This is a genomic window from Actinomyces israelii, from assembly GCF_030253495.1.
GTDB lineage: Bacteria > Actinomycetota > Actinomycetes > Actinomycetales > Actinomycetaceae > Actinomyces > Actinomyces israelii.
The window spans coordinates 3,311,086-3,324,917 of the sequence record NZ_CP124548.1; the positions used below are offsets into that span (position 1 = coordinate 3,311,086).

Consider the following 13,832-nt stretch of genomic DNA (forward strand, 5'->3'; position numbering starts at 1 on the left):
TTTTTTCCACCTCCAAGCCCAACCCGACGAGGGACTTAATATGTTTACCCCTGACACCCCGCTCACCTACTGCGAGATTCTGAGCCGCACGACTAAGCGCTATCCGGACTCTGTCGCGATCGAGACGCGGGACGAGCGACTCACCTACACGGAGCTGACGGAACAGGTCGTGCATCGCGCGCGCTGTCTGGCTGCGGCGGGGGTGCGTCGAGGCGATATCGTCGGTATTTGTCTGCCGCGCGGCGCCGAAATGGTGGTGAGTCAGCTGGCCGTAATGCACGCCGGCGCCGCCTACTTGCCGCTTGACCCGAGCTATCCCGCCGAGCGGCTGGCGTATATGGTGAGGGACTCCCGCACAATGACTGTGCTCGTCAACGCCGAGACCGAGAGCAGAATTCTAACGAACGTGCGGCGCCTCGATGTGGACGCCCTGCCCAAGGCGGAGGCCGAGCCCGAGCGGCCCGAGGTCCACGACCTGGCCTACGTCATCTACACATCGGGGTCCACGGGCAGGCCCAAGGGCGTGATGGTCACGCACGCCGGCTTCACCACCATGATCGACGCCCAGCAGCGCCATATGCTGGTCAATGCCGCCTCGCGCGTGCTGCAATTCGCCTCACCGAGCTTCGACGCGTCGGTGTTCGAAATGTCCATGGCCCTCGGCACGGGCGCTTGCCTCGTAATTCCACATCGCGAGGGCATGGTGGGAGACAGTCTCGTCACTACGCTGAAGCACGCTCGTATCACGCACGCGACCCTGCCCCCCGCGGTCCTGCCGGGCCTGTCGCCGGAGAATCTTGACGACCTCGAGTGTCTAACCGTCGCGGGCGAAGCCTGCCCCGGCCCGATCGTCGACATCTGGTCTCGCGGGCGGCGCATGGTGAATGCCTACGGACCGACCGAGACGACGGTGTGGGCAACGGCCAGCGGCGCGCTGTCGGGAGCAGGCACGCCTCCGATCGGAACCGCGCTTGAAGGCACCCGCGTCCTCGTGCTCGACGACGAGCTGCGCCCCGTGGGCCCCGGCGGCACGGGGGAGCTCTACATCTCCGGACCCGGCCTCGCCCGCGGCTACCACAACCGCCCTGCTCTGACCGCCTCGCGCTTCGTCGCGGAGCCGGGAGGCGCTCCGGGCAGTCGCATGTACCGCACGGGCGACGTCGCCCAGGTTCTTCCCGATGGCCAGCTCGAGTTCCGCGGCCGCAGTGACGATCAGGTCAAGCTCCGAGGCTTCCGTATCGAGCTGGGAGAGATCGAGTCCGCGCTGCTCGACATCCCGGGTATCGGGCAGGCCGCAGCGCTCGTGCGCGACGACGGCGCCGTGCGTCGTCTAGTGGCCTATGCGGTGCCGGAGCAGGGCGCGTCCCTTCCCCCATCAGAGGACATACTTGCTCGACTCGCAACCGATCTGCCCGCGCACATGGTGCCGGCCGTCGTCGTTACCCTACCGGAAATTCCACTCACGCCGAACGGGAAAGTGGATCGTAAGGCGCTGCCGTCCCCTGAAGACGTCGCACCGCAGCTGGAATACGTGGCCCCGCGCAATGAGGTTGAGGAGACCGTCGCAGCCGTGTTCGCCGAGCTCCTCGGCGTCGAGCGCGCAGGCATGGACGCCGACTTCTTCCAGCTGGGCGGCGATTCGATCCTGGCCGTCCGCCTCGTCTCACGTCTGGAGAGACTCTTCGACGTGGTGCTGGGCCGGCGCAGCGTCTTCACGAACCGGACACCCGCGGCTCTTGCCAGGACAGTGGCAGAGGCGAGCACGGCGCACGCCCTGCGCCGGGTCGACCGGGGCGCGCCGCTGCCCCTCTCCGCCGCACAGCGTCGGATGTGGTTCCTGTACCAGCACGACCGGATGAGCGCCGAGTACTACACGGGCGCGGCCTACCGGCTGGACGGGCCTTTGTCCGTGGAGGCTCTGGGCAGGGCCCTCTCCGCCGTCCAGTCAAGGCACGAGGCCCTCCGCACCTGTTACGCGAACTCCGACGACGGCCCGGTCCAGATCATCGCGGAGCCGTCCGCAGGCGCTTCCCTGCTGCGAACGGTGGACCTGAGGACGCCATCGGAGGCGGGCCGCGACGAGGATCTGCGGCTCGCGCTGACCGAGGAGGTCGAGCGTCCCTTCGATCTTCAGCACGGCAGCCCCTTCCGCGCGCTCCTGGTGCATCTCGACGAGGATCAGCACATCCTCGTTCTCAGCGCCCATCACATCGCGTGCGACGGGTGGTCCCTGGACATCGTCATTCACGACCTCGGATGCGCCTACGCCTGCGGCGCGACAGCGGCAGTCGATGCGGACCGCTCGGCGGCCCGCATCGACTACGCCGACTACGCCGTGTGGGACGGCGGCCGTTGGACTGCCGAGGTTCTTGAGAAGCGCCGGGCCTTCTGGCGCAGCGAGCTGGAGGACCTCCCCCCGCTGGGCATCCCAACCGACCGCCCGCGTCCCGCAGTCCGCTCCCACGCCGGCTCCGTCCTGCGAGTCGACCTCGGTCGGGAGACAACGGACCTGCTCACCATCGCCGCCCGGCGCCACGGCATGACGCTTTTCACCCTGCTGGCCACCGCCACGCACCTGGCTCTGGCCGCGGCGTCAGGCTCTTGCGACGTCGCGGTCGGCGTGGCATCCGCTGGGCGCGACCACCACGACCTCGACGACGTAGTCGGCTTCTTCGTGAATCCCGTCGTCGTTCGTTCTGCGATCGAGTACGACGACAGCCTCGGCAAGCTGCTGACCAAGACAGACGCCCGTATCCGTCGGGCCCTGGACAACGAGCTGCCCTTCGAGCTCGTCGTCGAGGCAGTCCGCCCGGACCGGGATCCGTCGCGCAGCCCGATCGTGCAGGCCCTGATGGTGCTGCAGAACGCCCACACCGGCAAGCTGAAGCTGCCGGGGCTGGAGGTGTCGTCGCTGCCCCTGCCCAGGACCAGCGCCCTGTTCGACGTGGTACTGGAGTTCGCGGTGGACGACGGCTCTCTGCACCTGTCGGTGGAGTACAGCACTGCTCTTTACACGCGGAGCCGCATGAATGAGCTCGTCGAGTCTCTGCGCGCCTGCGCCATCGCCCTGGCGGAGTCGCCTCGCCTCCGGGTGCACGACCTCGACCTGCTCCCGCCGAAGGAGCTGGCCCGGCTCGACCGCTGGGAGGGTCGGGACGCCACGACGCCTCAGCGCTCGGTGGTGGACGTCCTGCTCGAGCAGGCGTCGCGCCGCCCTGATGCCGTGGCCCTTGACGGCCCCGGGGGCACCGCGACCTACGCGGAGCTGGTCCGCCGTGCCGCCACGCTCAGCAACCGGATCCTGGGAGCGGGCGCCACCCAGGAGCAGCCGGTGCTGATCATAATGGAGCGCGGCAACGACGTCATCATCGCCATGGCGGCCATCCTCATGGCCGGGTGCGCCTACGTCCCGATCCATCCCGACGATCCCGAGGAGCGGGTGCAGCGCATCGCGGCAGAGGCGGGCGCCGCCCTGGCGGTCGCCGATGCTTCCAGCGCATGCCGCATTCCGGAAGGAGTCACCGCGCTGTCCACCGACACGGGGGCGGACGCGGCGGAGGTCGACACGAGTCTCGTCCTGCATCGGTCCGACCGTCCCGGCAGCCTGGCCTACGTCATGTTCACCTCGGGCTCGACCGGCCGCCCCAAGGGCGTCTGCGTGGACCAGCAGAGCATTGTCCGGCTGGCCGAGGACTCTCGCTGGCAGGGCCACGACCGGGTGCTGTTCCACTCGTCACACGCATTCGACGCGGTGACCTACGAGATCTGGGTCCCGCTGCTGAATGGCGGCACCGTGGTGGTCGCCGGTCCGGAGCGCCTCGACGCCGGCGGGTTCGGCGCTGTTGTGCGGGGCTACGACGTTACCTCGGCCTTCCTCACTTCCGCCCTGTTCAACCTCTATGCAACGCAGGACGCGACCTGCTTCACCAGTCTCCGCCACCTTATGACGGGCGGCGAGGCCGCCAACCCGGCGAGCTTCAATGCGGTCCGGCGTCTGTGCCCCGACACCCTCGTGTCGAACATATACGGGCCGACGGAGACGACCACCTTCGCCACCATGCAGCCGCTGCCCGGCTGCGACCCCGTGCCCGCAGTCGTTCCCATCGGTGTTCCGTTGGATGGTGTGGTGGCGCGTGTGCTGGATGGGGCGTTGCGTCGGGTTCCGGTGGGGTGTGTGGGTGAGCTGTATCTGGGTGGGGCGGGTGTGGCTCGTGGTTATCTGGGTCGGGCGGGGTTGACTGCGGAGCGTTTCGTGGCTGATCCGTTCGCCGGGGGGTCCCGCCTGTACCGCACCGGCGACCTGGTCCGGTGGGACCGGGAGGGCCGGCTCGAGTTCGTCGGGCGGGCCGACTCCCAGGTCAAGCTGCGCGGCTTCCGGATCGAGCTCGGCGAGGTCGAGGCGGCGCTGCGGTCCCTGCCCGGGGTTCACAATGCTGTGGTCGTCGTGTCCTCGCAGGCGCCGGGGGGTGCGGCTCTTGTGGCCTATGTCGTCGGGCGGGAGGGGGTCTCCTCCTCGCGGCTGCGCGAGCTGCTGGCGGGTCGTCTGCCGGGTTACATGGTGCCGGCGGCGGTGGTGGTGCTGGACTCGATGCCGTTGACGGTCAACGGCAAGGTCGACCGCCGGGCGCTGCCCGCCCCGCAGTGGGGCGGTGGCGCGCAGGGCGATCCGGTCGAGCCCCGTACCGCTGTCGAGCGGGTTCTGGCGTCGGTGTTCTGTGAGGTCCTGGGGCTGGAGCGCGTCGGCGTCCACGATGACTTCTTCGCTCTGGGCGGGGACTCGATCCTGAGCATCCAGCTGGTCTCGCGGGCCCGCCGCGAGGGCCTGGTGATCAGCACCAAGCAGGTCTTCTCCCGTCCCAGCGTCGCCGCCCTGGCCGAGGTCGCCGCTGCGAGCGGGGCCGCGGGCGCCACCGGCACCGGCCCGGTTGTCGGCCCGGTCGAGCCCACCCCGATCATGCGCTGGTTCCACCGCACCCACCCCGTCGGCCCCGACCACTTCAACATGTCGGTCCGCCTCGAGCTGGCCGACACCTTCCAGCCCGAGCGCCTGCCCGCGATCGCCCGGGCGCTCGCCGAGCACCACGACATGCTGCGCCTGCGGGTCCTGCCCGACGGCACCCATCGCATCCTGGCGCCCGACCAGGCCGGCATCCCGGTCGAGACCATCGACCTGACCGGCCTGGACGACCAGGCTGCCGCCGCCACCCGCGAGCACCGCATCCACCGTCTTCAGACCAGTCTCAACCTCGCCGACGGCCCGCTGGCCCGCATCGCGCTGTTCACCGGTCACGGCCCCGACCAGCTGTTCCTCCTCGTCCACCACCTCGTCGTCGACGGCGTGTCCTGGCGCATCCTGGTCGAGGACCTCTTCACCTGCCACGAGCAGGCCGCCACCGGCAGGCCCCTCGACCTGGGCGCCCGCACCACCAGCTTCCAGGACTGGGCCCACCGGCTCACCACCGCCGCCCAGGACGGCTACTTCGACGACGAGATCGACCACTGGCACGGTCTCGCCGAGACCCCCACCACCATCCCCCGGGACTACGACCGCACCGGCAACGGCACCGTCGCGACCCAGGCCGCCACCACCGTCCGCCTGGACCCCGACACCACCCGCGCCCTCCTGCGCGAGATCCCCACCGTCTACCGCACCCGGGTCAACGACCTCCTCCTGGCCGCCCTCACCCGTGTCCTGCGCACCTGGACCCAGCACGACACCCTTCTCATCGATCTTGAGGGCCACGGCCGCGAGGACCTCTTCGAGGATGTCGACCTGTCACGCACCGTCGGCTGGTTCACCACCATGTTCCCCCTCGCCCTGGCCTACGCCCCCGACTGGGACACCCAGATCAAGACCACCAAGCAGACCCTGCGCGACGTCCCCCGCCACGGCATCGGCTACGGCGCCCTGCGCTACAGCACCCACCACGACGTCCCCGCACCCGCGCCCGCCGTCAGCTTCAACTACCTCGGCCGCTTCGACCACGACGGCCCGCTGCACACCCGCCTCACCCTGAACAACGGCGACGAGTGCCACCCCCAGGAGCAGCGGCCCCACCTGATCGACATCGTGGCCTACGTCGATCAGGACGACAGGCTCGCCCTGTCCTGGCTCGCCTCCTCCACAGCGCACAAGCCGGAGACCATCCAGCGGCTCGCCGACAACCTGACCCAGGAGCTGGAAGAACTGGTCACGTTCTGCCAGTCCGAGCAAGCCGGCGGAGCGATCCCCTCCGACTTCCCCCTGGTCGACATCGACCAGGCCACCACCGACCGCCTCGCAACCACCACCACCGAGGACATCTGGCCCCTGACCCCCATGCAGCAGGGCATGCTGTTCCACTCCCTGCTCAACGGCGACAACGCCTACCTGGAGCAGATCACCCTGACCATCGAGGGCCTCGACGACCCGGACCACCTCGTACGCGCCTGGCAGCAGGTCATCAACACCACCCCCGCCCTGCGCGCCGCCCCCGTCTGGGACGACCTCACCACCCCGCTGCAGACCATCACCACCCACGCCACCATCCCCGCCACCATCCACGACTGGCGCCACAAGGACCCCCGCACCAACCACACCGACCTCGACCAGCTCCGCCACAACGACCAGAACACCCCCCTCGACCTCACCACCGCACCCCTGATGCGACTCAACCTCGTCCGCACCACCGACACCACCACCACCCTCATATGGACCTTCCACCACATCCTGCTCGACGGCTGGAGCCTGCCCCTGGTCCTTGACGACGTCCTCACCACCTACACCGGCACCACCCCCGCACCACGCCCCAGCTTCCGCAACCACCTCGCCTGGCTCACCCACCAGAACCACCAGCAAGGACTCGCCTACTGGCACAACACCCTCGCCAACATCGAGTCCCCCACACCCCTCCCCTACGACAAGACCCCCACCGCAAGACGGGAAGCACGCTCACGACGCCGCATCGAGACCACACTGAGCACCACCCGGACAACCGCCGTCCAGGACCTCGCACGACAAGAACGACTCACCCTCAACACCATCATCCAGGGAGCCTGGGCACTCCTCCTGGCCGCCCACAGCGGACACACCGACATCATCTTCGGCGCCACCACCAGCGGCCGCCCCGCCGACCAACCAGACATCGAGAACGCCATCGGCATCTACATCAACACCCTCCCAGTACGCACCACCATCACCCCCACCACACCCGTCACCACCTGGCTGCACAACCTCCAGGACCACCAGCTCACCGCCCGCCAGCACGACTACCTCCCCCTCAACCGCATCCAGGCCCAAGCCGACCTCCCCGGCGACACACCCCTGTTCGACAGCCTCGTCGTCTTCGAGAACTACCCCATCAACCCCGACCACAACAACAAACACAACCTCACCATCACCCACGTCACCGCCGAAGAAGCCACCAACTACCCCCTCACTCTTGTGGCCTACGACGGTTCCCGGATGAAGATGCAGCTGCGCTACGATCCGGACCTGTTCAGTGCGAGCACGGCGCAGAGCCTGCTGGATGAGCTGTGCGCGCGGGTCGAGGAGTTGGTGTCGGGGGCGGAACTTCCACTCCGCCAGCTGAGCCTCGCCCCGGCCTCCGACGAGGAGCGGCTGCGCGCCTGGGAGCAGACCGGCGAGGCCCTTCCCGCTCGCACGTTCTTCCAGATGCTGCGCCGGCACGCCGAGCGGCGTCCAGACGCACCCGCTGTCACCGGCCCCGAGGGGACCTGGTCCTACGCACGCCTGCTGGACAGCACGACCCGTATTGCAGCCCACCTGCGCGGGCGCGGCGTCGAGGCCGGTACGCGCGTGGGCGTCTCTCTGGAGCGGGGCCCCTGGATGCTCGCGACGCTGCTCGGCATCTCGGCCGCCGGAGGCACCTACGTGCCGTTGGACATGAGCTACCCCGACGACCGGCTCGCCTACATGGCCGGCGACTCGGGAATCACTCTTATCGTGGGCCAGGCCGGCTCTGGAGCCATGACCGCCTGCGATGCCGCTGAGCGCATTACGCTCGAGGAGCTGCTGGCCGGTCCCGAGCGGCACGGCTTTCCGTCGGTCCTCGGCACCGATCTCGCGTACATCATCTACACGTCGGGCTCGACCGGCCGCCCCAAGGGCGTGGCGGTCACCCATGCCGGTCTCGCTTCCCTTGGCCGCTCCATGAGCAGGAGATTCGGGACGGACCCCTCCTGGCGGGTCCTGCAGATGGCATCGAGCAGTTTCGACGCCTCCATCATGGAGGTCCTCATGGCACTCGACGCCGGCGCGTGTCTTGTTATGCCCGCACCAGGGCCTCTTGTCGGCGAGGAGCTCGCCACGACGATGGAGGCGGAGCATGTCAACCTTGCGCTTGTTCCTCCGTCAATCCTGGCCACCGTGCCGAAGGGGCGCTGCCCCGAGCTGCGCACCCTGGTTGTCGGCGCCGAGGCCTGTTCCTCCGAGCTTGTGCGGATCTGGGCCCCCGGACGCACCATGATCAACGCCTACGGACCCACCGAGGCGACCATCGCCGCAACGATGAGCAGCCCCATGACTGCCGACGTCGAGCCGAACATCGGTGTTCCGTTGGATGGTGTGGTGGCGCGTGTGCTGGATGGGGCGTTGCGTCGGGTTCCGGTGGGGTGTGTGGGTGAGCTGTATCTGGGTGGGGCGGGTGTGGCTCGTGGTTATCTGGGTCGGGCGGGGTTGACTGCGGAGCGTTTCGTGGCTGATCCGTTCTCCGGGGGGTCCCGCCTGTACCGCACCGGCGACCTGGTCCGGTGGGACCGGGAGGGCCGGCTCGAGTTCGTCGGGCGGGCCGACTCCCAGGTCAAGCTGCGCGGCTTCCGGATCGAGCTCGGCGAGGTCGAGACGGCGCTGCGGTCCCTGCCCGGGGTTCACAATGCTGTGGTCGTCGTGTCCTCGCAGGCGCCGGGGGGTGCGGCTCTTGTGGCCTATGTCGTCGGGCGGGAGGGGGTCTCCTCCTCGCGGCTGCGCGAGCTGCTGGCGGGTCGTCTGCCGGGTTACATGGTGCCGGCGGCGGTGGTGGTGCTGGACTCGATGCCGTTGACGGTCAACGGCAAGGTCGACCGCCGGGCGCTGCCCGCCCCGCAGTGGGGCGGTGGCGCGCAGGGCGATCCGGTCGAGCCCCGTACCGCTGTCGAGCGGGTTCTGGCGTCGGTGTTCTGTGAGGTCCTGGGGCTGGAGCGCGTCGGCGTCCACGATGACTTCTTCGCTCTGGGCGGGGACTCGATCCTGAGCATCCAGCTGGTCTCGCGGGCCCGCCGCGAGGGCCTGGTGATCAGCACCAAGCAGGTCTTCTCCCGTCCCAGCGTCGCCGCCCTGGCCGAGGTCGCCGCTGCGAGCGGGGCCGCGGGCGCCACCGGCACCGGCCCGGTTGTCGGCCCGGTCGAGCCCACCCCGATCATGCGCTGGTTCCACCGCACCCACCCCGTCGGCCCCGACCACTTCAACATGTCGGTCCGCCTCGAGCTGGCCGACACCTTCCAGCCCGAGCACCTGCCCGCGATCGCCCGGGCGCTCGCCGAGCACCACGACATGCTGCGCCTGCGGGTCCTGCCCGACGGCACCCATCGCATCCTGGCGCCCGACCAGGCCGGCATCCCGGTCGAGACCATCGACCTGACCGGCCTGGACGACCAGGCTGCCGCCGCCACCCGCGAGCACCGCATCCACCGTCTTCAGACCAGTCTCAACCTCGCCGACGGCCCGCTGGCCCGCATCGCGCTGTTCACCGGTCACGGCCCCGACCAGCTGTTCCTCCTCGTCCACCACCTCGTCGTCGACGGCGTGTCCTGGCGCATCCTGGTCGAGGACCTCTTCACCTGCCACGAGCAGGCCGCCACCGGCAGGCCCCTCGACCTGGGCGCCCGCACCACCAGCTTCCAGGACTGGGCCCACCGGCTCACCACCGCCGCCCAGGACGGCTACTTCGACGACGAGATCGACCACTGGCACGGTCTCGCCGAGACCCCCACCACCATCCCCCGGGACTACGACCGCACCGGCAACGGCACCGTCGCGACCCAGGCCGCCACCACCGTCCGCCTGGACCCCGACACCACCCGCGCCCTCCTGCGCGAGATCCCCACCGTCTACCGCACCCGGGTCAACGACCTCCTCCTGGCCGCCCTCACCCGTGTCCTGCGCACCTGGACCCAGCACGACACCCTTCTCATCGATCTTGAGGGCCACGGCCGCGAGGACCTCTTCGAGGATGTCGACCTGTCACGCACCGTCGGCTGGTTCACCACCATGTTCCCCCTCGCCCTGGCCTACGCCCCCGACTGGGACACCCAGATCAAGACCACCAAGCAGACCCTGCGCGACGTCCCCCGCCACGGCATCGGCTACGGCGCCCTGCGCTACAGCACCCACCACGACGTCCCCGCACCCGCGCCCGCCGTCAGCTTCAACTACCTCGGCCGCTTCGACCACGACGGCCCGCTGCACACCCGCCTCACCCTGAACAACGGCGACGAGTGCCACCCCCAGGAGCAGCGGCCCCACCTGATCGACATCGTGGCCTACGTCGATCAGGACGACAGGCTCGCCCTGTCCTGGCTCGCCTCCTCCACAGCGCACAAGCCGGAGACCATCCAGCGGCTCGCCGACAACCTGACCCAGGAGCTGGAAGAACTGGTCACGTTCTGCCAGTCCGAGCAAGCCGGCGGAGCGATCCCCTCCGACTTCCCCCTGGTCGACATCGACCAGGCCACCACCGACCGCCTCGCAACCACCACCACCGAGGACATCTGGCCCCTGACCCCCATGCAGCAGGGCATGCTGTTCCACTCCCTGCTCAACGGCGACAACGCCTACCTGGAGCAGATCACCCTGACCATCGAGGGCCTCGACGACCCGGACCACCTCGTACGCGCCTGGCAGCAGGTCATCAACACCACCCCCGCCCTGCGCGCCGCCCCCGTCTGGGACGACCTCACCACCCCGCTGCAGACCATCACCACCCACGCCACCATCCCCGCCACCATCCACGACTGGCGCCACAAGGACCCCCGCACCAACCACACCGACCTCGACCAGCTCCGCCACAACGACCAGAACACCCCCCTCGACCTCACCACCGCACCCCTGATGCGACTCAACCTCGTCCGCACCACCGACACCACCACCACCCTCATATGGACCTTCCACCACATCCTGCTCGACGGCTGGAGCCTGCCCCTGGTCCTTGACGACGTCCTCACCACCTACACCGGCACCACCCCCGCACCACGCCCCAGCTTCCGCAACCACCTCGCCTGGCTCACCCACCAGAACCACCAGCAAGGACTCGCCTACTGGCACAACACCCTCGCCAACATCGAGTCCCCCACACCCCTCCCCTACGACAAGACCCCCACCGCAAGACGGGAAGCACGCTCACGACGCCGCATCGAGACCACACTGAGCACCACCCGGACAACCGCCGTCCAGGACCTCGCACGACAAGAACGACTCACCCTCAACACCATCATCCAGGGAGCCTGGGCACTCCTCCTGGCCGCCCACAGCGGACACACCGACATCATCTTCGGCGCCACCACCAGCGGCCGCCCCGCCGACCAACCAGACATCGAGAACGCCATCGGCATCTACATCAACACCCTCCCAGTACGCACCACCATCACCCCCACCACACCCGTCACCACCTGGCTGCACAACCTCCAGGACCACCAGCTCACCGCCCGCCAGCACGACTACCTCCCCCTCAACCGCATCCAGGCCCAAGCCGACCTCCCCGGCGACACACCCCTGTTCGACAGCCTCGTCGTCTTCGAGAACTACCCCATCAACCCCGACCACAACAACAAACACAACCTCACCATCACCCACGTCACCGCCGAAGAAGCCACCAACTACCCCCTGGCCCTGAGCGTCTACGCCGATGACAGGATCCGCCTGATCCTCGGGCACGAGCCTTCGATGTTCGAGCCGAGGACCGCCCGGCGCCTCCTTGACGACCTTGAGCGAATCCTCCTGTCGCTCGTCGAAGACGGTGAACGACCACTCGCACAGGTCGCCGGCGCATCCGACGACCGGATCGCGGTCTTCAGTGATGGCGGCAGCACGCCCGTAGCGCGTCTCAGCGTGGTCGACCTCTTCCGCGAACAGGTCCGCCGCGCCCCGGAGGCGCCCGCTCTTGTGAGTGCCGACGGCGCCCTCACCTACCGCGAGCTGCACGAGCGGGCGACCCGGGCCGCTCAGGCCCTGGCGGCAGCGGGCGCGGCACCCGGCTCGCGCGTGATGCTCTCCATGAAGCGCGACCGCTGCGTCGTGGTCGCCATGCTCGCGACACTCATGCTCGGCGGGACATACGTGCCGCTGCACGATACCCTCCCAGCCGAGCGCGTGGCCCGGCTGGCGCGGACGCACGATATGTCTATCGCTGTTGCCAGTGCGGAGGATGCGGGGCGCTTCCCGCCCGACGTGACCGTTGTCGAGATGGCGGAGGACGGGACAGTGCACGAGGGCAGCGGCACCAGCGCGTTGCCGGCCACGGCGCTTCTCCTGGGCCATCCCGTGTACATGATGTTCACTTCCGGCTCCACGGGGACGCCGAAGGGTGTCGTGGTGTCGAATCAGAACGTCGTCTCGCTCGCCGGCGACCACCGCTGGGACAAGGGGCATGAGCGAGTGCTGTTCCACTCCCCCCATGCGTTCGACGCCGCGACCTACGAGATCTGGGTTCCGCTGCTGCGAGGAGGGACCGTTGTGGTCGCTCCCGGGCAGGCCCTCTCGCCCCAGTCCCTCAAGGAGCTGGTGGCGGAGCACAGGATCACCTCTGCTTTTCTCACGACGGCGCTGTTCAACCTCTTCTCGCAGGAGGACGCCTCCTGCTTCGAGGGTCTGCACCAGGTCTGGACGGGCGGTGAGGCGGCTGATCCGCAATCATTCGTTCGCGTCATTGACGCGTGTCCGACAACGGCCGTGCACCACGTCTACGGCCCTACGGAGACGACGACGTTCGCCACTGCCACCCCGATCACGAGGGAGCAGGCCGCTGCGGGATACTGTCCTATCGGAGTCCCGATGGACAACACCACGGCCCGAGTCCTTGATGCGAGCCTGCGTGAAGTGGCGGTGGGCGCGGTGGGCGAGCTGTACCTCGCTGGTGCGGGGACCGCATTGGGTTATGACGGAGGCCCAGGCCTCACCTGTGAGCGCTTCGTAGCCGATCCGTTCTCCGGGGGGTCCCGCCTGTACCGCACCGGCGACCTGGTCCGGTGGGACCGGGAGGGCCGGCTCGAGTTCGTCGGGCGGGCCGACTCCCAGGTCAAGCTGCGCGGCTTCCGGATCGAGCTCGGCGAGATCGAGGCGGCACTGCGCGACCTGCCAGACGTGGCGCTCGCCGTCGTATCGGTCCTCAGGCAACCATCTGGGGGGAAGGCTCTCGTCGCGCACGTGACGCTCGACACCGGGAGCGAAGCCGATACGCAGAAGATGCGCGACGCCCTCTCGGCGATCCTGCCCGGCTACATGGTGCCGACGGCGATCGTCATAGTGCCCGCCCTGCCCCTGAACCCCAACGGCAAGGTCGACCGCCGGGCGCTGCCCGCCCCGGACTGGGACAGCGCCGCGCAGAGCGGGTTCGAGGAGCCGAGGACGCCGACCGAGGAGCTCGTAGCCGAGATCTTCTCTCAGATCCTGCACCGCAAGCGCGTCGGCCGCCACGACAACTTCTTCGACATCGGCGGTGATTCGGTGAAGAGCATTCAGGTCGCGGGCGAGATCCATCGGGCACTGGACCTCTCGATTCCAACCCGAACGCTATTCGACGCCCAGACGGTCCAGGCCTATGCGCAGGCGGTGGAGGACCACCTGTCAAAGGGCCTCTGAC

Annotated in this window: 1 protein-coding gene; it reads left to right on the forward strand. The window is 68.8% G+C overall.

The genetic code is table 11. The features are described from left to right. Positions 1-40 precede the first annotated feature (40 nt). Entirely contained in the window at positions 41-13,831 is a 13,791-nt protein-coding gene (locus tag AIF0345_RS13800; protein ID WP_285296461.1) for a non-ribosomal peptide synthetase, read from the forward strand. Position 13,832 lies beyond the last annotated feature (1 nt).